The sequence below is a fragment of the Streptomyces sp. NPDC021225 genome (assembly GCF_044332865.1).
Lineage (GTDB): Bacteria > Actinomycetota > Actinomycetes > Streptomycetales > Streptomycetaceae > Streptomyces.
Window position 1 is genome coordinate 531,851 of record NZ_JBIRPV010000002.1, and the last position, 19,665, is coordinate 551,515.

A 19,665-nucleotide genomic window follows, 5' to 3' on the forward strand; every position below is an offset into this window, starting at 1 on the left:
CGTGGGCGGGGCGCCCGTTACCTCCCCGCCCACGTACCATGGGGTGAGGCCGTGGCGTGATCTGCCCGGCGGGCGGGCGTACCGGACCGGGCGCGCCGCCATCCACGATTCCGGGAGAAGCGCCGCAGTGCCCACGCGCCACGACATCCGTAACGTTGCCATCGTCGCCCACGTCGACCACGGCAAGACGACCCTCGTCGATGCCATGCTCAAGCAGGCCGGCGCGTTCGCCGCCCACCAGCACGTCGACGACCGGGTCATGGACTCCAATGACCTGGAGCGCGAGAAAGGCATCACCATTCTCGCGAAGAACACCGCCGTCAAGTACCACCCGGCGGGCGGCGGGGACCCCGTCACCATCAACATCATCGACACCCCCGGCCACGCCGACTTCGGCGGCGAGGTCGAGCGCGGCCTGTCCATGGTCGACGCGGTCGTGCTGCTGGTGGACGCCTCCGAGGGCCCGCTGCCGCAGACCCGCTTCGTGCTGCGCAAGGCGCTTCAGGCCAAGCTGCCGGTCATCCTGTGCATCAACAAGACCGACCGCCCGGACGCCCGGATCGACGAGGTCGTCAACGAGACGTACGACCTCTTCCTGGACCTGGACGCGACCGAGGAGCAGATCGAGTTCCCGATCGTCTACGCCTGCGCCCGTGACGGCGTGGCCTCGCTGAACAAGCCGGAGGACGGCACCGTCCCGGCCGACAGCGACAGTCTCGAGCCGTTCTTCTCCACCCTCCTGGGGACCATCCCGGCCCCCGAGTACGACGCGAGCGCCCCCCTCCAGGCCCATGTCACCAACCTGGACGCGGACAACTTCCTCGGCCGTATCGCGCTGCTCCGCGTCGAGCAGGGCGAGCTGAAGAAGGGCCAGACCGTGGCCTGGATCAAGCGGGACGGCTCGATCTCCAACGTCCGGATCACCGAGCTGCTCATGACCGAGGCGCTCACCCGCAAGCCCGCCGAGGTGGCCGGTCCCGGCGACATCTGCGCGGTCGCGGGCATCCCGGAGATCATGATCGGCGAGACCCTGGCCGACCCCGAGAACCCGATCGCCCTCCCGCTGATCACGGTCGACGAGCCGGCCATTTCGATGACCATCGGGACCAACACCTCGCCGCTGGTCGGCCGGGGCCCCGGCGGCAAGGGCGCCGACAAGTCGGTCGTGAAGGACCGGAAGGTCACCGCGCGCCTGGTCAAGGACCGCCTGGAGCGCGAGCTGATCGGCAATGTCTCGCTGCGCGTCCTGCCCACCGACCGCCCGGACGCCTGGGAGGTGCAGGGCCGGGGCGAGCTGGCGCTGGCCATCCTGGTGGAGACCATGCGCCGGGAGGGCTTCGAGCTGACCGTCGGCAAGCCGCAGGTGGTCACCCGGGAGGTCGACGGCAAGGTCCACGAGCCCATCGAGCGCATCACCATCGATGTGCCCGAGGAGCACATGGGCGCGGTCACCCAGCTCATGGGCACCCGCAAGGGCCGGATGGACAACATGTCCAACCACGGCTCCGGCTGGGTCCGCATGGAGTTCATCGTCCCCTCCCGCGGCCTCATCGGCTTCCGTACGGAGTTCCTGACCCAGACCAGGGGCACCGGTATCGCGCACTCCATCCACGAGGGCCACGAGCCGTGGTTCGGGGAGCTGAAGACCCGCAACAACGGCTCGCTGGTGGCCGACCGCTCGGGCGCGGTGACCGCCTTCGCGATGACCAACCTCCAGGAGCGGGGCACGCTGTTCGTCTCCCCGGGCACCGAGGTGTACGAGGGCATGATCGTCGGGGAGAACTCCCGCTCCGACGACATGGATGTGAACATCACCAAGGAGAAGAAGCTCACCAACATGCGGTCCTCGACGGCGGATGTGACCGAGTCCCTGGTCCCGCCGCGGCAGCTGTCGCTGGAGCAGTCCCTGGAGTTCTGCCGCGACGACGAGTGCGTCGAGGTGACCCCGGAGACGGCCCGTATCCGCAAGGTGGTGCTGGACCAGAAGGACCGCGCCCGGACCGCCGCCCGCGCGAAGCGGTAAGGCCTGCGCGAGGCGGTAACGCCGCGCGCGACCGCCCGTAAACGCAATATCGAAAACAATACCGGCCGATTACCCTACGTAATCGGCCGGTATGGCGTCTGCGCTATTCGGCGGCCCGGACTCTCGGCCTCTTTGGTCGGGGTCCGGGCCGCTGCCATGTCAGCAACTTGCCAGTCAAGCTCTTATCCGACAACCAGTGTCCGATTATCGGTGAATGCGCTCCGCATGATGTGTTAACAGTCCGTTTCGCGTGTGTCTGTCTGCGGCAGTTTTGTCCGGATTTCGAAGCTCCGCGCGTAGATCTCGTGACCAAAGCGAGACCCTTAAAGTGTGGTTAACGGGACTGCCGTGCTCAATTATTGGGTCCGTTGGGCTCGGGTCGATGGGTCACGCGCTGTGGGGAGCGCCGGCCTACGAGCACACGGGGGGTTCCGGTCCCTTTCGCTGTCAGGGGTGTCAGCGTGTCTCCGGCGGCCCCTTTTTTCGTAGTGACAGTGGACTCCTGAGGAGGCTTACCCATGCGCGGTGCGATGAGCGCCAAGTGGGTCGCGATGGCCGCGGTTGTGGCGCTGGCCGCAACCGCCTGTGGTGGCGGCGACGACAAGGACAGCGGCAGCAAGGACATGAACAAGGGGACGGCGGACCCGAACGGGATCCTGACCGCCCAGCTGAGCGAGCCGCAGAACCCGCTTCAGCCGGCGAATGCCAAGGAGAGCCAGGGCAGCCGCGTCATCCGCTCGGTCTTCTCCCAGCTGGTGGGCTATGAGCCGGGCACCGGCAAGCTGACCTACGTCAACGCCGAGTCCGTCACCCCGAACAAGGACTCCTCGGTCTGGACCGTCAAGCTCAAGCCGGGCTGGAAGTTCCACAACGGCGAGGCCGTGACCGCCCAGTCCTACGTGGACTCGTGGAACTGGTCGGCCAACGTCAAGAACAACCAGACCAACTCGAGCTGGTTCCAGGACATCAAGGGTTACGCGGATGTCCACCCGGCGAAGGGTGACCCCAAGTCGGACAAGATGTCCGGTCTGAAGGTCGTCAACGACAACGAGTTCAAGATCGAGCTGGCCAGCTCGGTCTCGTACTTCGCCTACAAGCTCGGCTACGACGTCTGGTCCCCGCTGCCCAAGGAGTTCTTCAAGGACCCCAAGGCCGCCGGTGAGCACCCGATCGGCAACGGTCCCTACAAGTTCGTCTCCTGGGACCACAAGAAGATGATCAAGGTCCGGAAGTTCGCCGACTACCAGGGCCCGGACAAGCCCAAGAACGGCGGCATCGACTTCGTCAACTACACCACCGCCGACGCCGCCTACTCCGCGCTGCGCTCCGACACCCTCGACTGGATCGAGCAGATCCCCACCACCGCGCTCACCAACTACAAGAGCGACCTGGGTGCCCGCGCGATCGACCAGGAGTACTCGGCGGTCCAGTCGATCGTCCCGGCCTTCTACACCAAGCAGTTCAAGGACATCGACCCCAAGGTCATCCAGGGTCTGTCGATGGCGATCGACCGCAACACGATCACCAAGACCGTGCTGCACGGCTCGCGCACCCCGGCCGACAGCTATGTCGCCCGCGGCGTGCTCGGCTACAAGCCGGGTGCCCTCAAGGAGCAGGTCACCTACGACCCGGCGAAGGCCAAGGAGCTGGTCAAGGAGGGTGGCGGCGTCCCGGGTAACAAGATCTCCATCCAGTACAACGCCGACCAGCCGCACAAGGAGTGGGTGGACGCGGTCTGCAACAGCATCCGCAAGGCCCTCGACATCGAGTGCGTGGGCGACTCCAAGCCGGACTTCCAGACCGACCTGAACGCCCGTGACAAGCACCAGGTCAAGTCGATGTACCGCGGTGGCTGGGTGCTCGACTACCCGGTCAACTCCAACTTCATGCGTGACCTGTACGGCACCACCTCCGCCGGTAACACCAGCGGCTACTCCAACAAGGAGTTCGACAAGCTGAGCAAGAAGGCCGACGAGGCCCCGACGCTCGACGAGACGGTGAAGCTGTACCAGCAGGCGGAGCAGCTCCTCGCCAAGGACATGCCGGCGATCCCGCTGTGGTTCTACAAGGTCAACAGCGGCCAGTCCAAGAACGTCCTCGGGAAGATCCCGTACGGCCAGGACGGTGACCCCATCTTCACCGACGTTCAGGTGAAGAAGAAGTAAGCATCGGGACCGCCTGCCGGTGTCGCCGCTCCCCCTCACCCCGGGGAGCGGCGGCACCGGCTCGCAGGCGTCAAGGCCCCGCCACTTGTCCCCCCACCCGGTGGCTGTAGACGAGACGAGACGAGGCCTTCGCCGCCCCCCAACGGCATGGAGGCATAATGGGGCGCTACGTCCTCAGACGACTGCTCCAGATGATCCCGGTGTTCATCGGGACGACTCTGTTGATTTTTCTCATGATCCACGTCCTCCCCGGCGACCCCATCAGGGCGATGTGGGGCGACAAGGCGGCGGACCCCGCGCAGGTCGTGCAGCTGCGCCACAAGTTCGGGCTGGACAAGCCCCTGTGGCAGCAGTACGTCGACTACATGGTCAACCTGTTCAAGGGTGACTTCGGCGAGACGTTCGGCGGCCGCCCCGTCCTCGACGAGATCACCCAGGCGTTCCCGGTGACCCTCCGCCTCGCGGCGGTGGCCCTCACCATCGAGATGATCGTCGGCATCGGGCTCGGCGCCTGGGCCGGGCTCAAGGCCGGCAAGGCCGTCGACACCGGCGTGCTGATCTTCACGCTCATCGTCATCGCGATGCCGGTGTTCGTCCTCGGTTACCTCGCCCGGTTCCTCTTCGCGGACGAACTCCAGTGGCTGCCGCCCAACGTCCAGGACTCCACCAGCCTGGAGCAACTGCTGCTCCCGGGCTTCGTCCTCGGGATGCTGTCCATGGCGTATGTGGCCCGGCTGACCCGCACCACCTTCGCGGAGAACCTGCGCGCCGACTACATGCGCACCGCGCTCGCCAAGGGCCTGCCGCGCCGCCGCATCGTCGGCGTCCACCTGCTGCGCAACTCGCTCATCCCGGTGATCACCTTCCTCGGCACCGACGTGGGCAGCCTCGTCGGCGGCGCGGTCGTGACCGAGGGCATCTTCAACGTCCAGGGTGTCGGAAACCTGCTGTACACCGCGCTCGTACAGCGTGAGGGCGTCACGATCGTCGGCATCGTCACGGTCCTCGTTCTCATCATCCTGCTGATCAACCTGCTGGTCGACCTGCTGTACGCGGTCCTGGACCCGAGGATCCGTTATGCCTGACGTGACCGAGACCAAGACCGAGACGGCGATCGACGCGGTGGCCCCGCCGGCCGAGCCGGCCGCGGCCCCGGCCGCCGGACCCGCCCCCCAGGGCAAGCCGCGCTCCCTGTGGGGCGACGCCTGGTACGAACTGCGCCACCGGCCCATGTTCTGGATCTCGGCGGTCCTGCTGGTGCTGCTGATCGCCATCGCCGCCTTCCCGGGGCTGTTCACCGGCGCCGACCCGCGCGACGGCGACCTGACCAACCACTTCCTGACCAAGCCGGAGCTGACCCACTTCTTCCAGGCCGACTGGTTCGGCTACGACGGCCAGGGACGCTCCATCTACGCGCGTGTCATCTACGGCACCCGAGCCTCGGTCCTGGTCGGCCTCGGCACCACCCTCGTGGTGACGATCGTCGGCGGGCTGCTCGGCATGCTGGCCGGCTACTTCGGCGGCTGGATCGACACGATCATCTCCCGGATCACCGACATCTTCTTCGGCCTGCCGTTCCTGCTCGGCACCATGGTCGTGATGAACGCCTTCACCGAGCGCAAGGTGTATGTCGTCGTCGGCGCCCTGGCGTTCCTCGGCTGGACCACCATCGCGCGGGTGACGCGCAGCTCGGTGATCACGGCCAAGCAGGCGGACTACGTGGTGGCGGCGCGCGCCCTCGGCGCCGGTACGCCCAGGATCCTGCTGCGCCATGTGCTGCCGAACGCGATCGCCCCGACGATCGTCGTCGCGACGATCGCCCTCGGTGCGTACATCTCCGCCGAGGCCACGCTGTCCTACCTGGGCCTGGGCCTCGCCGACCCGACGGTCTCCTGGGGTGTCGACATCTCCTCGGCCAAGGACGCCATCCGGGACAATCCGCATGTGATGCTGTTCCCGGCGGGGATGCTGAGCCTCACCGTCTTCGCGTTCATCATGCTCGGCGACGCGGTGCGCGACGCCCTCGACCCCAAGCTGCGCTGAGGAGGGCGTACGTGACCACCATCGAGAAGACCACGAGCGCCCCCGCGGCGCAGACCGAGGGTGACGACGCCACCCCGCTGCTGGAAGTCCGCGATCTGCACGTGGAGTTCCACACCCGGGACGGCGTCGCCAAGGCCGTCAACGGCGTCAACTACAGCGTCCGGGCCGGCGAAACCCTCGCCGTCCTCGGCGAGTCCGGATCCGGCAAGTCGGTGACCGCCCAGGCGATCATGGGCATCCTCGACATGCCGCCCGGCAAGATCCCGCAGGGCCAGATCCTGTTCCGCGGCGAGAACATGCTCACCATGTCCAATGAGGAGCGCCGCAAGATCCGCGGCCGGAAGATCGCCATGATCTTCCAGGACGCGCTCTCCTCGCTGAACCCGGTGCTCTCCGTCGGCTACCAGCTCGGCGAGATGTTCCGCGTTCACCAGGGCCTGTCCAAGAAGGCGGCCAAGGCCAAGGCCATCGAGCTGATGGACCGGGTGCGCATTCCGGCGGCGAAGGAGCGGGTGGGGGACTATCCGCACCAGTTCTCCGGCGGTATGCGCCAGCGCATCATGATCGCCATGGCGATGGCGCTGGAGCCGGATCTGATTATCGCCGACGAGCCCACGACCGCCCTGGACGTGACCGTCCAGGCCCAGGTCATGGATCTGCTCGCCGAGCTCCAGCGCGAGTTCAACATGGGCCTGATCCTGATCACCCATGACCTGGGTGTGGTCGCCGACGTCGCCGACAAGATCGCGGTGATGTACGCGGGCCGGATCGTCGAGACCGCCCCGGTCCACGAGCTCTACAAGCGCCCGTCCCACCCGTACACCCAGGGGCTGCTGGACTCGATCCCGCGCCTGGACCGCAAGGGCCAGGAGCTCTACGCGATCAAGGGCCTGCCGCCCAACCTGCTCAAGATCCCGACGGGCTGCGCCTTCAACCCGCGCTGCCCCAAGGCGCAGGACATCTGCCGCACCGACGTCCCTGTGCTGGAGCCGGTGACAGAGCAGGACGGCACCCCGCTGCCGGGCCGCGGCAGCGCGTGCCACTTCTGGAAGGAGACGATCCATGGCTGAGACCGACAAGAACGACGAGGCCATGGACGCCACCCCCAACGTCACCGAGGTGGAGGTGGTCGAGGCGGCCACCGAGGAGGCGGCCGTGGCCGCCCTCGACGCCCCGGTCGAGCGCGGCGAGCCGATCCTTCAGGTGCGAAACCTGGTCAAGCACTTCCCGCTGACCCAGGGCATCCTGTTCAAGCGGCAGATCGGCGCGGTCAAGGCCGTCGACGGCGTCTCCTTCGACCTCTACCAGGGCGAGACCCTCGGCATCGTCGGCGAGTCCGGCTGCGGCAAGTCCACGGTCGCCAAGCTGCTGATGACCCTGGAGACCGCCACGGCGGGCGAGGTCTTCTACAAGGGCCAGGACATCACCAGGCTGTCCGGGCGTGCCCTGAAGGCCGTGCGGCGCAACATCCAGATGGTGTTCCAGGATCCGTACACCTCGCTGAATCCGCGGATGACGGTGGGCGACATCATCGGGGAGCCGTTCGAGATCCACCCGGAGGTGGCCCCGAAGGGCGACCGGCGCCGCAAGGTCCAGGAGCTGCTCGATGTCGTGGGTCTGAACCCGGAGTACATCAACCGGTATCCGCACCAGTTCTCCGGCGGTCAGCGCCAGCGCATCGGGATCGCGCGCGGTCTGGCCCTCAACCCGGAGATCATCATCTGCGACGAGCCGGTCTCGGCGCTGGATGTGTCCGTCCAGGCACAGGTCATCAACCTGATGGAGAAGCTCCAGGACGAGTTCAACCTCTCCTACCTCTTCATCGCCCACGACCTGTCCATCGTGCGCCACATCTCCGACCGCGTCGGCGTGATGTACCTGGGCAAGGTGGTCGAGATCGGCAGCGACACCGCGATCTACGACCACCCGACCCACCCGTACACCCAGGCCCTGCTGTCCGCGGTCCCGGTCCCCGACCCGTCCTCGCGCGAGGGCCGGGAGCGGATCATCCTGGCCGGAGACGTCCCCTCCCCGGCCAACCCGCCCTCCGGCTGCCGCTTCCGCACCCGCTGCTGGAAGGCCGAGGACCGCTGCGCCAAGGAGGCCCCGCTGCTCGCCATCCCCGAGCGCTTCGCGGGCACGGACTCGCCGGCGGCGCACGAGTCGGCGTGCCACTTCGCGGAGGAGAAGGACGTGGTCCACGCCTAGCGTTCCCGTCTCGGGCCACGACGAGGGCCGCCCGGACCGTACCGACGGTCCGAGCGGCCCTCGCGGTCGTTCAGGCCCCGCCGCTCACCTCACGGCGGGCCGCGTCCAGCAGCCTCCCGATCTCGGCCGAGGCCCGGCGGGCGTCCTCGATCCCGTCCGCCTGCCCGACGGCGCGCTCCAGCTCCTGGAGCCGCCGAGCACGGTAGGGGTGGCGTCGCAGCGCCACGAACACGTCCCAGCGGTGCAGGAAGGTGCGGGTGGGCACGGTGCTGTCAGCCTTCGCCGCCTCCCGCTTGGCATGGTGGAGTTCGGCCTCGAACCGGACGGACGCGCTGGGCGCCAGAGCGCGAACAGCGACCCGCAGGGCCTGCTCCGAGAGCGGAGGCATGGGCGACAGCGCCGTGTCGACTTCGGCCAATGGTCATCCAGTCTGTCGTCGCACCGGGCGGGCACCGGCTGCGGCAGGTCGTCGCCGGAGTCCCACACGGTGACCCGGAAGTCGGGCGGCGCGGGCTCCCAGTCCATGCTGACGTACGCGTCGGTGGTGGTGTTGCGGTACGCGTTGGTCACCAGCTCGGACACGAGGAGTTCGGCGGTGTCGACGATGCAGTCGAGGCGGGCCGCCTTAAGGACGCAGCGGATGGTGGCCCGGACGACGCCCACGGCTCGGGGGTCGTGCGGGATGAACAGGCCGTAGGACCAGGGCTCTTCGGGCGTGCGCATGGGGCAGCCTCCGGGTGAGTGCCTTCTGTGACTGGCGCCATACGTAAGGTAGCGACTCGATGCGTATACATACAACCCAGTTGGCTGGATGGTGGTTACGGAGTGGACGCATCCGCCTGCACCACGCAACACTCGCCACAGGTGAAAGGGGAATCCGCATGGGGCTCAGGGCCGATCCCACGTATCGGCAGCGCCGGTTCGGCATCGAGGTGCGCAGGCTGCGTGAGGCGGCGGGGCTGACCGTTGGCGAGGCTGCGCAGTTGCTGGGAATGCGTCAACCGCACCTGAGCAACGTCGAGGCGGGTCGGACGAGCCTGTCGGCCGAGCGGCTTCAGAAACTGGCTGAGGTGCTGAGGGGTATGTATACCTATCCCGTTGACGCCCTGCTGGCGCTGGGTCGGGAGTCCGGTAAGGGGTGGTGGAGCGACTACGGCGGTACTGTCGGCGCGACTCACTTGGACCTGGCCGAGCTGGAAGCCGGGGCCGCCACCCTGCGCAACTACGAGCTGCTGTTCATCCCAGGGCTGCTCCAGACCTTCGAGTACGCCACCGCCGTCCACCGCAGTGTCTTCTCCCCTGCCGCGAACGAGGTACGGGAGACGGCCGTCGAGTTCCGGATGCGGCGCCAGCATGTCCTCACCGGGGCCCAGCCCCCTCGGTTGCACGCCATCATCCATGAGGCGGCGCTGCGCGTGCTGTACGGAGGCCGGGCGGTGATGCGTGATCAACTCTTGCGGCTGATCGAGGTGTCACGGCTGCCGAATGTGATGATCCAGGTGATCTCGCTGGACGACGAAGGTCGTAGCGCGTTCAGCCACCCGTTCATGCTGATCGAACCGGACGCGGTGGAACTGGGGACGGCGCTGGTCGACCAACTGGGCAAGACCCAGTACCTTGACGACCGTCGATCGTTCGCCGAATACGGGCGGTCGTTCGCCGAACTGAGCGAGCTGGCCCTGCCGCCCATCGACGCCGAAGCCGCACCCGAGGGCCGTACGGTGAAGGACTCGCTCGGGCTCATCCAGCACGTCCTGTATCCCCTGCTCTAGGAGACGTCCGCATGTCCACGCTTCAGTGGCGCAAGTCCAGCTTCAGCTCCGGGGACGCCGCCAACTGCGTGGAACTCGCCGCCGACCCCACGGGAACTCCCCACCTCCGGGAGAGCGACGACCCGGAGGTCGTCATAGCCACGACCCCGGCCGCGTTGCGTGCGCTTCTGCGGGCCGCGAAGGCGGGGGAGTTCGACCGGATGATCTAGTGCCCGGCGGCGGTCACTTCATGTAGCAGACCTTGTGGCCCTCGATCCAGATCTTGTAGGTCTTGCCGTTGTGGGTGACCGTCTTGGTCTTCGCCTTGACCTCCTTACACTGTTTGCCCGACATGGTGGGCGAAGGCGTGGGCGAGGGCGTGTCCTGGGCGGAGACCGTCTTGGCGTGTGTCACCGACGCGGCGGGCGTCGCGAAAGCGGTACTCGTGGAGGCCACCGCCGCTCCGCTGGCCAGCAGGGCCGCCGCAGCACCGGTCGCCAGGGTGCGTACGATCGAGTTCCGCATCACTGTCACCTTCTCGGATCGATTCTGAACTGCCTTTGTTTCAATTCTTCGCTCGCTCACGGCGAGGACGCACGTCGATCACCCCGGTGCCGCTCCCCGCGGATACGCAGCAGCTCCGCCGTGGCCTGGTCCGCGGGCAGAAACGCCTCCAGGTGGAGTTCGGCGAGCGTGATGTCCGTCGCGGTGGCGAAGGAGGTCAGCGTGGTGATGAGGCGTAGCTCGCCGTCCGCCGACGTCAGTCGCATGGGAACGGAGAAGCCGAGGTGGTCAGGGCCGACGGGGGCCTGGGGGACGTAGGTGGCCAGCTCGTCGGTGAACGCGTCGAGGCGGGGGTCCGGGCTGCGCCGGGCCCGGGCGCGGAGGTTCTCGATGACGTGGCGGCCCCACTCGGGGAGGTTGCGGACGCGGCGGGCCATGCCGTCCGGATGGAGCATGAGCCGCAGCATGTTGACCGGGGGCACGAGCAGTTCGGGGGCCGCGTCCTCGGTGAAGACCTCGACGGCGTCGTTGGCCGCGACCACGCGTCCGTACGGGGCGATGACGAGCGCGGGGTAGGGCAGATGACCGTGCAGGATCTGCTCGAGGGCCGTACGGACCGGCCGTAGCGCGGTCTCGTCCAGGCCCGACTCGGCGAACACCGGGGCGTAACCGGCCCTGCCGAGCAGGTCGTTGCGCTCCCGCAGGGACAGGCGGAGCGACTCGGCGAGCCGGATCAGGATCGCGCGGCCCGGCTGGGAGCGGCCGCTTTCGATGAAGCTCAGGTGGCGTTGGGTGGTGTCGGCCAGCGCGGCCAGTTCGAGCTGGCTGAGCCGGCGCGCCCGGCGCCAGCGTCTCAGCTCGGCGCCGACGCCCGACTGCTCGACGGTGTTGTTCACCCGGGTAGTTGTATCCGGAGGTCGTGGCATGCGGCGATTCCCTGGAGGGAATTGCCGCATCGCGGGCCGCCTCGCAGGATCGCTCGGCACAACCACTGAGCGACTGCGAAAGGCCGTTTGATGAAGAGCTACCGCCTTGTTCCGGGCCATGGCCTCGCCGGGCTGACCGTCCAGGACCGGGACGAGCCCGAGCCGGGGCGTGGTCAGGTCGTGGTCAGGATGCGCGCGAACTCGATCGGTTTCCGCGATCTGATGGTGCTGGCCGACAACTATCCGCTGCCGATCACGCCCGGCGTGGTGCCCGGCTGCGAGGGAGTCGGGGAGGTCGTGGCCGTCGGCGAGGACGTGGGGCGGGTGAAGGCGGGCGACCGGGTGGCCGCCGCCGTCTTTCCCCGCTGGCTCGACGGCCCGTTCCGGCGCGACAACGCCGCACAGCTCGGCACCATGATCGACGGGGTGCTGACCGAGTACGCGGTGCTCAGCGAGGACGGCGTCGTGCCCATCCCGGAGCATCTGTCGTACGAGGAGGCCGCGACGCTGCCGTTGGCAGCGGTGACCGCCTGGAACGCCCTGACCACGGGCGGCGCGCCGCGCCCCGGCTCGACCGTGCTGACCCTCGGCTCGGGAGCCGTCTCCCTGTTCACCCTGCGGTTCGCGAAGCTGGCCGGCGCCCGGGTGATCGTGACCACCTCCGGCGCGGCCAAGGCCGAGCGGCTGCGGGAACTCGGCGCCGACGAGGTGATCAACTACCGGGAGAGCCCGCAGTGGTGGCAGGACGTACGCGCCCTGACCGATGACCACGGCGCCGATCGCGTCGTCGATCCGTCGGGCCCACTGGAGCAGTCACTCAAGTCCGTCGCGGTCAGCGGCGAGGTGGCGCTCGTAGGCCGATGGCTGTCCGGGGCCGAGGGGGCCAAGCCCCTCGACCCCGCGGTCCTGTTCGGCGCGGGCGCGGTGCTGCGGCGGGTCGCCACGGGGAGCCGGGCCCATTTCACCGAGCTGAACCGGGCCGTCGCGGCGCATCGGGTGCGTCCGGTGATCGACCGGGTGTTCCCGTTCGACGAGGTACCGGACGCCTTCCGGTACGTCCAGTCGGGCGGCGGCTTCGGGAAGGTCGTCATCAGCCACGGCTGACCCCGGCGGACGGAGGCGCGTTACCCCTGCGGTGCGTGGCGTCGGCGTCCTCGGTGACTTTTGCGTCCGAAGCCTGAGGTTGCGGTGAGTATGGGACAGCGACACGCCATGGCGTCGGCGCGTCGCTGTCCCATACTCACCGCAAAGTCACTGGCATTGGGCCTGGAAGGACAGCCGTCAGCGCAGCGAGCGGAAGAACGCCCGTACATCGCCGATCAGCAGCTCCGGCACCTCCATCGCCGCGAAGTGGCCGCCCGCGTCGAACTCCGACCAGTGTGTGATCGCGTGGTACGGCTCGGTGAGGCGGCGGATGGCGCCGTCGCCGTGGAAGACCGCCACACCCGTGGGGATCTTGGACCGCTCCGGGACAGTGCTCCACACCGACGCCGCCTCCTTGTAGAGCCGGGCGGCAGAACCGGCCGTGTTGGTGAACCAGTAGATCGAGACGTTGGTCAGCACGGCGTCGCGGTCGAGCGCGTCCGGCTTGTCGCCATGGGCGGCGAACCAGTCGAGGTTCCAGGCGAGTTGGCCGGAGGGGGAGTCGGCGAGGCCGTAGGCCAGGGTCTGGGGACGGGTGCCCTGGATGGCGGCGTAGCCGGAGAGATCGCGGCGCCAGCGGCGGGTACCGGCCAGGCGGGATTCCTCCGCCGGGGTGAGCCCCTCCAGTTGGACCGTGTCGCCCGAGGGGATCGGCACCAGCGCGTTGACGTGCACGCCGATGACCTCGGCCGGGGCCACCCGCGCCACCTCGGGAGAGATGAGCGAGCCGAAGTCGCCGCCCTGCGTTCCGTAGCGCTCGTAGCCCAGGCGCCGCATCAGCTCGCTCCAGGCGGTGGCGATGCGGCGGATGTCCCAGCCGGGTTCGCGGGTCGGGCCGGAGAAGCCGAAGCCGGGGAGGGACGGGACGACGAGGTGGAACGCGTCGGCGGGGTCGCCGCCGTGGGCGCGGGGGTCGGTCAGCGGGCCGATGATCTCCGTGAACTCGGCGACCGAGCCGGGCCAGCCGTGGGTGATCAGCAGCGGCAGGGCCGTCGGCTCGGGGGAGCGGATATGGAGGAAGTGCACCCGCTGGCCGTCGATGTCGGTGGTGAACTGCGGAAACGCATTGAGCCGCGCCTCCTGCGCCCGCCAGTCGAACTGCTCGGCCCAGTAGTCGGTCACCTCGCGTACGTAGTCGAGCGCCACGCCGTAGGACCAGCCGACGCTGGGGAGCTCATCGGGCCAGCGGGTACGGGCCAGGCGCTCGCGCAGGTCGTCGAGGTCGGGCTGGGGGATGGCGATGCGGAAGGGGCGGATGGCGGGGTGGTCGCCGTGCGCGGTGTCGTTCATGGGGCGCACGGTAGGGCCCCTTGAGGACGGCTGACGTCCTCAAGGGGCCTGCCCCCGGCGCGCGTCAGCACACGTGCGCCCCCTTGGCTAAGCCCACGCCCCGGCCGCGGCGGCCTGCGCGGCGTAGGCGCCGAAATCGATCGGTTCGCGTCCGAGGACGCGCCGTACCCCGTCGCCGGGCTCGGTGAAGTGCCCGGCGCGCATGATGGCGAACAGCGCGTCGAGCTCCCTGACGGCCTCCTCCGGGAACCCCTCGGCCAGGAGCTCGGCCCGGTACTCCTCCGGCGTGAGCTCCACGTAGCGCATGGGACGGCCCGCCGCCTCGGCGATCGTCGCCACGGCGGCCTCGAAGGTGAGCGCCCGGGGCCCCGAGAGGTCGTACACCTGGCCGTGATGGCCGTCCGTGGTCAGCACGGCCGCCGCCACATCGGCGATGTCCTGGGCGTCGATGAACGGCTCCGGCATGGAGCCGATCGGCAGCGCCAGCCGGCCGTCCCGCAGCGGGGCGTGCCACACGTCTTCGTCGAAGTTCTGGCTGAAGTTGTTCGGGCGGAGGATCGTCCACCGCGCGCCGGAGTCGCGCACGGCCTGCTCCGCGGCGGCCATGCCCTGGAAGGCGTCGGCGGAGACCTGCTCGATCCCGCGGCCGGACAGCGCCACGAAGCGGCCGACGCCCGCCTCGGTCGCCCGCTTGACGAAGACCTGGGCCAGGGCCGGGTCCTCGGGAGCCATGAGATAGACCGCCGAGGCCCCGTCCAGGGCGGTCGGCCAGGTGTCCTGGTCGGACCAGTCGAACCGCACCTCGCCTGAGCGGGAGGCGGCCCGGACGTGCTCGCCCGCCGCCCGCAGCGTGTGCACCAGGCGGCGGCCGGTCTTGCCCGTCCCGCCCAGGACCAGGATCTCGTTTGCGTGTGTCGTCATGGTCAGCAAGTCAACCGGCCGGGGCGCGGGCTGGGGATGGCCGGTCGTACACGGGGCATACGCGATCGTCCAGACGGTTATCGTGAGGCACATGGATCCGTTCGACGATCTGCTGCGGGGTGTCCGTGCCGACGGGGCCGGCTTCCGGCGGACGGAGCTGTCGCCGCCGTGGGCCCTGCGGTTCACCGATGCGGCGTCCCTGACGCTGTGTGTGCCGCTGCGGGGCGAGGGATGGATCTCCTCCGAGCGTCCCGGAGAGGGCGGGGAACCGCGGCCGGTGCGGGTCGGTGACACCGCGATCGTGCGCGGGCCGGGACCGTACGTCCTCTCCGACCGGCCCTCGTCGGCCGGACCGGCCGGTCGCACGGTGCTGCTGGTCGGGACGTACCAGGTGCGGTCCGAGGTGTCACAGCGGCTGCTGGGGGTGCTGCCGCCGGTGCTGGTGATGCCCGGCAACGACGGCTGCGCGTCGCTGCTCGACTTCCTGGACGCGCAGGTCGCCGCCTGCCCGCCGGGGCAGCAGGTGGTGCTGGACCGGCTGCTCGACTGGCTGCTGGTGTGCGCGCTGCGCGAGTGGTCCGAGCAACCGGAGGCTGTGCCGCCGGGCTGGTTCCGGGCGTTGGACGACGAGGTGATCGGCCCCGTGCTGCGGGCCATGCACGCCGCGCCGGACCGGCCGTGGACGCTCGCGGCCCTGGCCGGCGAGGCGGGGGTGTCGCGTACGGCGCTGGCCGGCCGGTTCGCCAAGCTGGTGGGCAAGCCGCCGCTGACCTATCTGACCGACTGGCGGATGGCCTTGGCCGCCGATCTGCTGACCGGGTCCACCGCGACGGTCGCCGCGGTGGCGCGCCAGGTGGGATACGCGGACGCGTTCGGCCTCAGCGCGGCCTTCAAGCGGATCCACGGGGTCAGCCCCAGCGAGTACCGCAGGACCTGCCGTACGGACGCCGACTGCGTCGGCGCGGAGTGCTCACAGGGCTGAGACCGCCCTTCTCCTCCTGGAGAACACGGACGGACCCCTCCCGGATGCGGAAAGTCATCTCATGGGATGCCATATGGGCCTAAGCCGGAACTCGGATCCGCCCTCGGGAGGCACCCATGCGCATCGCCACACGCGCTCGGCGCCTTCGGCGTGGATCGGGGGCCGCCCGCGTGCCGGTGGGCCCCGCCGTGCCGGTTCTCGGCCTGCTGGTGCTGGCCCTGGCCGCGACGGGCTGCGGCGGCGGGAACGCACCCAAGGGCGTCGTACGGTCCTCCTGGGGCGACCCGCCCAACCCGCTGGAGCCCGCCAACACCAATGACGTCCAGGGCGGCAAGGTCCTGGACATGGTCTTCCGGGGGCTCAAGCGGTACGACCCCGTCACCGGCGAGGCGAAGAACGCCATGGCCGAGCGGATCCTGACGAGCGACCAGCGGAACTTCACGGTCACCATCAAGGACGGCTGGACGTTCGGCGACGGCGAGAAGGTCACCGCCAAGTCCTTCGTGGACGCCTGGAACTACGGCGCCCTGCTCGACAACAAGCAGCGCAACGCCTACTTCTTCGAGTACGTCCAGGGCTACGACAAGGTCCACCCGGCGACCGGCCACCCCACCGCGAAGACCCTCTCCGGCCTGCGCGTCAAGGATGCGCGGACGTTCACGGTCAAGCTCACCCAGAAGTTCTCCAGCTGGCCCAAGACCCTGGGCTACAACGCCTACGCCCCGCTGCCCCGCGCGTTCTTCGACGACCACGCCGCCTGGCTGCGCAAGCCCGTCGGCAACGGCCCGTACGAGGTGGTCTCGTACGACAAGGGCTCGGCCATGAAGCTGCGGGCCCGGGACGGCTACCCCGGCCCCGACAGGCCCCGCAACAAGGGCGTCGAGCTGCGCGTCTACACCGACAGCAACACCGCGTACACCGATCTCCAGGCGGGCAATCTCGACCTGGTGGACGATGTGCCCGCCGCCCAGCTGAAGTTCGTCCGCTCCGACCTCGGCGACCGCTACATCAGCCGGCCCGCCGGGATCATCCAGACCCTCACCTTCCCGATGTACGACCGCCGCTGGCGGGGGCCCGGCTCGGCCAAGCTGCGGCGCGGCATCTCCATGGCGATCAACCGCGCGCAGATCACCGACCGGATCTTCCACGGGACCCGGACCCCGGCCAGCGACTGGACCTCCCCGGTCCTGCGCCGCCAGGGGGGCTACCGGCCCGGCCTGTGCGGCGGCGCCTGCGATTACGACCCGGCGCGGGCCAGGGCGCTGATCAAGGCGGGCGGCGGGCTGCCCGGCGGCCGGATGACCATCACGTACAACGCCGACACCGGCTCCCACAAGGACTGGGTCGACGCCGTCTGCAACAGCGTCAACACCGTGCTGGGCAGCGACCGGGCCTGCGTCGGCCGACCGGTCGGCACCTTCGCCGACTACCGCAACAAGGTGGCGAACCAGCGGATGACCGGCCCGTTCCGGGCGGGCTGGCAGATGGACTACCCGCTGATCCAGAACTTCCTCCAGCCGATGTACTACACCGACGCCTCCTCCAACGACGGCCACTGGAGCGACACCGGCTTCGACGAACTCGTCGACCGGGCCAACGCCGAGTCCGCGGACGGCCGGGCCGTCGCCACCTTCCAGGACGCCGAGAAGATCCTCGCCGCGCAGATGCCCGCCATCCCGCTCTGGTACCAGAACGGCAGCGCGGGCTACTCGTCCCGGCTCTCCGACGTGGCCCTCAACCAGTTCAGCGTCCCGGTCTACGACCGGATCGAGGTGGGCTGAGCCATGGGCCGTCATGTGCTCCGGCGGCTGCTCCAGATGATCCCCGTGTTCCTGGGCACCACCTTCCTGATCTTCTTCATGGTGTACGCGCTGGGCGACCCCGTCGCCGCGCTCTTCGGCGACAAGGCCCCCGACCCCGCCACCGCCGCCCGCATCCGCAAGGACCTCTACCTCGACGAGCCGCTGTGGCGGCAGTACGCGCACTACATGGGGCAGGTCTTCACCGGCCACTTCGGCACCGCCTTCGACGGCCGCCCCGTCACCGAGCTGATGGCCGATGCCTTCCCCATCACCCTCCGGCTCACCGTCGTGGCCGTCCTCTTCGAGACGGCCCTCGGGCTCACCCTCGGCGTCGCGACCGCGCTGGGCCGCGGGCGCGGCCTGGACAGCTCGGTCCTGCTGCTGACCCTGGTCGTGGTCTCCGTCCCGACCTTCGTCAGCGGCTCGGTGCTCCAGTATCTGATCGGGGTGAAGTGGGGCTGGACCACGCCCTCCGTCGCCCCGGAGGCGCCCCTGGACCAGCTGCTGCTGCCCGGCGTCGTCCTCGGCCTGGTCTCGCTCGCGTACACCACGCGGCTCACCCGCACCTCCATCGTCGAGAACGCCCGCGCCGACTATGTGCGCACCGCCGTCGCCAAGGGGCTGCCGCGACGCCGGGTGGTCGTGCGCCATCTGCTGCGGAACTCCCTGATCCCGGTGGTGACCTTCCTCGGCACCGACATCGGCGCGCTCATGGGCGGCGCCATCGTCACCGAGCGGATCTTCAACATCCACGGCGTGGGATACCAGCTCTACCAGGGCATCCTGCGCCAGAACTCCCCGACGGTCGTCGGCTTCGTGACCATCCTCGTGATCGTCTTCCTGCTGGCGAACCTGCTTGTCGACCTCCTCTACGCCGTGCTCGACCCGAGGATCCGGTATGCCTGAGCCCTACGACACCCCCCAAGCGATCGTCCCGCCCGGCGGCGGCGCGCCGGCCCTGGCCGGGGCCGACACCGCGACCCTGGCGGGCGCCCCCGCCCCGGCCCCCGTGGTGCCCGCGGGCCGACGCGGCCGGGGCCGCCACGGCGGGCGGGCCGCCGCGCCCCACAGCCTGTGGTCCGACGCCTGGCGGGACCTGCGCCGCAACCCGGTCTTCGTGGTCTCCGCCCTGGTCATCGTCTTCCTGGTGCTGATCGCGATCTGGCCGCAGCTGATCACGGACGGCAATCCGTACCGCGGCGACCTGTCCAAGGCGCAGGACGGCCCGGCGCCCGGCCACCCCTTCGGCTACGACCTCCAGGGCCGCGACGTCTACACCCGCACCGTCTACGGGGCCCGCGCCTCCATCACCGTCGGCATCTGCGCCACCGCGGGCGCGGCCCTGCTCGGCAGCGTGCTCGGCGGGCTGGCCGGGTACTACGGCGGCTGGTGGGACGCCCTGCTGTCGCGGATCGCCGACGTGTTCTTCGGCATCCCGATCCTGCTGGGCGGCCTGGTCTTCCTGTCCGTGGTCACCAGCGGGTCGGTGTGGCCGGTGGTCGGCTTCATCGTGCTGCTGGGGTGGCCACAGATCTCCCGGATCGCGCGCGGCACCGTCCTGACCGCCACCCGGCAGGACTACGTCCAGGCGGCGCGGGCGCTCGGCGCGAGCGACGCCCGGACGCTGCTGCGGCACATCGCGCCCAACGCCGTGGCGCCCGTGATCGTCGTCGCCACCATCGCGCTCGGCACGTACATCGCGCTGGAGGCGACCCTGTCCTTCCTGGGCGTGGGGCTCAAGCCGCCGACCGTCTCCTGGGGGATCGACATCTCGTCCGCCTCCACCCAGATCCGCAACGCCCCGCACATGCTGCTGTGGCCCGCCGGAGCGCTGAGCGTCACGGTGCTGGCGTTCATCATGCTCGGCGACGCGGTGCGCGACGCGCTCGACCCGAAGCTGCGCTGAG

The 19,665-nt window shown here is 69.4% G+C and carries 18 protein-coding genes; 13 read left to right on the top strand and 5 right to left on the bottom strand.

Going from position 1 to position 19,665, the window contains the following annotated elements; all coding sequences use genetic code 11:
• Window positions 1-127 precede the first annotated feature (127 nt).
• The 6 genes from typA to ACH4S9_RS10560 all read left to right on the top strand — a co-directional run bounded on the left by typA (window position 128) and on the right by ACH4S9_RS10560 (window position 8,439).
• Window positions 128-2,023 carry a translational GTPase TypA gene (typA, locus tag ACH4S9_RS10535; protein ID WP_311727581.1) on the top strand — a complete coding sequence of 632 codons (1,896 nt, stop codon included), beginning with the start codon at window positions 128-130 and terminating at the stop codon, window positions 2,021-2,023.
• A 518-nt stretch (window positions 2,024-2,541) separates the two neighbouring features.
• Window positions 2,542-4,188: an ABC transporter substrate-binding protein gene (locus ACH4S9_RS10540; RefSeq protein ID WP_311727582.1), complete on the top strand. Its 1,647-nt coding sequence runs from the start codon at window positions 2,542-2,544 to the stop codon at window positions 4,186-4,188.
• A gap of 158 nt (window positions 4,189-4,346) precedes the next feature.
• Window positions 4,347-5,273, top strand: a complete 927-nt coding sequence (locus tag ACH4S9_RS10545; protein ID WP_311727583.1) for an ABC transporter permease — start codon at window positions 4,347-4,349, stop codon at window positions 5,271-5,273.
• A complete protein-coding gene (locus ACH4S9_RS10550) occupies window positions 5,266-6,231 on the top strand; it encodes an ABC transporter permease (protein ID WP_311727584.1) in 966 nt (321 codons plus the stop codon). The genes ACH4S9_RS10545 and ACH4S9_RS10550 overlap by 8 nt, the downstream gene beginning before the upstream one ends.
• Before the next feature lie 11 nt (window positions 6,232-6,242).
• Window positions 6,243-7,301 carry an ABC transporter ATP-binding protein gene (locus ACH4S9_RS10555; protein ID WP_311727585.1) on the top strand — a complete coding sequence of 353 codons (1,059 nt, stop codon included), beginning with the start codon at window positions 6,243-6,245 and terminating at the stop codon, window positions 7,299-7,301.
• Window positions 7,294-8,439 carry a dipeptide ABC transporter ATP-binding protein gene (locus tag ACH4S9_RS10560; RefSeq protein WP_358845216.1) on the top strand — a complete coding sequence of 382 codons (1,146 nt, stop codon included), beginning with the start codon at window positions 7,294-7,296 and terminating at the stop codon, window positions 8,437-8,439. Before ACH4S9_RS10555 ends, ACH4S9_RS10560 begins: the two co-directional genes overlap by 8 nt.
• Before the next feature lie 70 nt (window positions 8,440-8,509).
• On the opposite strand, the gene ACH4S9_RS10565 is transcribed toward ACH4S9_RS10560, so the two are convergent.
• The gene (locus ACH4S9_RS10565) at window positions 8,510-8,827 is read right to left on the bottom strand and encodes a hypothetical protein (RefSeq protein WP_398371116.1); all 318 of its coding nucleotides are present in this window, start codon (window positions 8,825-8,827) and stop codon (window positions 8,510-8,512) included.
• A 493-nt stretch (window positions 8,828-9,320) separates the two neighbouring features.
• Here ACH4S9_RS10565 and ACH4S9_RS10570 point away from each other — a divergent pair, with 493 nt between their 5' ends.
• Entirely contained in the window at window positions 9,321-10,211 is an 891-nt protein-coding gene (locus ACH4S9_RS10570; RefSeq protein ID WP_398371118.1) for a helix-turn-helix domain-containing protein, read from the top strand.
• A gap of 11 nt (window positions 10,212-10,222) precedes the next feature.
• A complete protein-coding gene (locus ACH4S9_RS10575; protein WP_311727590.1) occupies window positions 10,223-10,420 on the top strand; it encodes a DUF397 domain-containing protein in 198 nt (65 codons plus the stop codon).
• A gap of 13 nt (window positions 10,421-10,433) precedes the next feature.
• Here ACH4S9_RS10575 and ACH4S9_RS10580 read toward each other — a convergent pair whose 3' ends face one another.
• The gene (locus tag ACH4S9_RS10580) at window positions 10,434-10,715 is read right to left on the bottom strand and encodes a hypothetical protein (RefSeq protein ID WP_398371120.1); all 282 of its coding nucleotides are present in this window, start codon (window positions 10,713-10,715) and stop codon (window positions 10,434-10,436) included.
• Window positions 10,716-10,771: 56 nt separating this feature from the next.
• Window positions 10,772-11,590: a helix-turn-helix domain-containing protein gene (locus tag ACH4S9_RS10585; RefSeq protein ID WP_398371121.1), complete on the bottom strand. Its 819-nt coding sequence runs from the start codon at window positions 11,588-11,590 to the stop codon at window positions 10,772-10,774.
• A 120-nt stretch (window positions 11,591-11,710) separates the two neighbouring features.
• Between ACH4S9_RS10585 and ACH4S9_RS10590 the strand changes: the two genes are divergently transcribed.
• The gene (locus ACH4S9_RS10590; RefSeq protein ID WP_398371122.1) at window positions 11,711-12,724 is read left to right on the top strand and encodes an NAD(P)-dependent alcohol dehydrogenase; all 1,014 of its coding nucleotides are present in this window, start codon (window positions 11,711-11,713) and stop codon (window positions 12,722-12,724) included.
• A gap of 177 nt (window positions 12,725-12,901) precedes the next feature.
• On the opposite strand, the gene ACH4S9_RS10595 is transcribed toward ACH4S9_RS10590, so the two are convergent.
• Both ACH4S9_RS10595 and ACH4S9_RS10600 read right to left on the bottom strand, forming a co-directional pair.
• A complete protein-coding gene (locus tag ACH4S9_RS10595; RefSeq protein WP_398371124.1) occupies window positions 12,902-14,053 on the bottom strand; it encodes an epoxide hydrolase family protein in 1,152 nt (383 codons plus the stop codon).
• A gap of 87 nt (window positions 14,054-14,140) precedes the next feature.
• Complete coding sequence (locus ACH4S9_RS10600) at window positions 14,141-14,974, bottom strand: NAD(P)H-binding protein (RefSeq protein ID WP_311727594.1); 834 nt, start codon at window positions 14,972-14,974, stop codon at window positions 14,141-14,143.
• 91 nt (window positions 14,975-15,065) lie between these two features.
• Between ACH4S9_RS10600 and ACH4S9_RS10605 the strand changes: the two genes are divergently transcribed.
• The 4 genes from ACH4S9_RS10605 (at window position 15,066) to ACH4S9_RS10620 (ending at window position 19,664) form a co-directional block, all read left to right on the top strand.
• Window positions 15,066-15,956 carry an AraC family transcriptional regulator gene (locus ACH4S9_RS10605; RefSeq protein ID WP_398371126.1) on the top strand — a complete coding sequence of 297 codons (891 nt, stop codon included), beginning with the start codon at window positions 15,066-15,068 and terminating at the stop codon, window positions 15,954-15,956.
• Window positions 15,957-16,072: 116 nt separating this feature from the next.
• Window positions 16,073-17,737: an ABC transporter substrate-binding protein gene (locus tag ACH4S9_RS10610; protein WP_398371128.1), complete on the top strand. Its 1,665-nt coding sequence runs from the start codon at window positions 16,073-16,075 to the stop codon at window positions 17,735-17,737.
• A 3-nt stretch (window positions 17,738-17,740) separates the two neighbouring features.
• Window positions 17,741-18,664, top strand: a complete 924-nt coding sequence (locus tag ACH4S9_RS10615) for an ABC transporter permease (protein ID WP_385345437.1) — start codon at window positions 17,741-17,743, stop codon at window positions 18,662-18,664.
• Entirely contained in the window at window positions 18,657-19,664 is a 1,008-nt protein-coding gene (locus ACH4S9_RS10620) for an ABC transporter permease (RefSeq protein ID WP_311727598.1), read from the top strand. Before ACH4S9_RS10615 ends, ACH4S9_RS10620 begins: the two co-directional genes overlap by 8 nt.
• Window position 19,665: the final 1 nt, after the last annotated feature.

What these genes read in the sequence shown, in the direction of transcription:
- ACH4S9_RS10550 (WP_311727584.1), top strand. Translation starts at nt 5,266, where the DNA reads ATGCCTGACGTGACCGAGACCAAGACCGAGACGGCGATCGACGCGGTG.
- ACH4S9_RS10580 (WP_398371120.1), bottom strand. Translation starts at nt 10,715, where the DNA reads ATGCGGAACTCGATCGTACGCACCCTGGCGACCGGTGCTGCGGCGGCC.
- ACH4S9_RS10560 (WP_358845216.1), top strand. Translation starts at nt 7,294, where the DNA reads ATGGCTGAGACCGACAAGAACGACGAGGCCATGGACGCCACCCCCAAC.
- ACH4S9_RS10540 (WP_311727582.1), top strand. Translation starts at nt 2,542, where the DNA reads ATGCGCGGTGCGATGAGCGCCAAGTGGGTCGCGATGGCCGCGGTTGTG.
- ACH4S9_RS10590 (WP_398371122.1), top strand. Translation starts at nt 11,711, where the DNA reads ATGAAGAGCTACCGCCTTGTTCCGGGCCATGGCCTCGCCGGGCTGACC.
- ACH4S9_RS10600 (WP_311727594.1), bottom strand. Translation starts at nt 14,974, where the DNA reads ATGACGACACACGCAAACGAGATCCTGGTCCTGGGCGGGACGGGCAAG.
- ACH4S9_RS10620 (WP_311727598.1), top strand. Translation starts at nt 18,657, where the DNA reads ATGCCTGAGCCCTACGACACCCCCCAAGCGATCGTCCCGCCCGGCGGC.
- ACH4S9_RS10570 (WP_398371118.1), top strand. Translation starts at nt 9,321, where the DNA reads ATGGGGCTCAGGGCCGATCCCACGTATCGGCAGCGCCGGTTCGGCATC.
- ACH4S9_RS10605 (WP_398371126.1), top strand. Translation starts at nt 15,066, where the DNA reads ATGGATCCGTTCGACGATCTGCTGCGGGGTGTCCGTGCCGACGGGGCC.
- ACH4S9_RS10610 (WP_398371128.1), top strand. Translation starts at nt 16,073, where the DNA reads ATGCGCATCGCCACACGCGCTCGGCGCCTTCGGCGTGGATCGGGGGCC.
- ACH4S9_RS10545 (WP_311727583.1), top strand. Translation starts at nt 4,347, where the DNA reads ATGGGGCGCTACGTCCTCAGACGACTGCTCCAGATGATCCCGGTGTTC.
- ACH4S9_RS10565 (WP_398371116.1), bottom strand. Translation starts at nt 8,827, where the DNA reads ATGCCTCCGCTCTCGGAGCAGGCCCTGCGGGTCGCTGTTCGCGCTCTG.
- ACH4S9_RS10575 (WP_311727590.1), top strand. Translation starts at nt 10,223, where the DNA reads ATGTCCACGCTTCAGTGGCGCAAGTCCAGCTTCAGCTCCGGGGACGCC.
- ACH4S9_RS10595 (WP_398371124.1), bottom strand. Translation starts at nt 14,053, where the DNA reads ATGAACGACACCGCGCACGGCGACCACCCCGCCATCCGCCCCTTCCGC.
- ACH4S9_RS10615 (WP_385345437.1), top strand. Translation starts at nt 17,741, where the DNA reads ATGGGCCGTCATGTGCTCCGGCGGCTGCTCCAGATGATCCCCGTGTTC.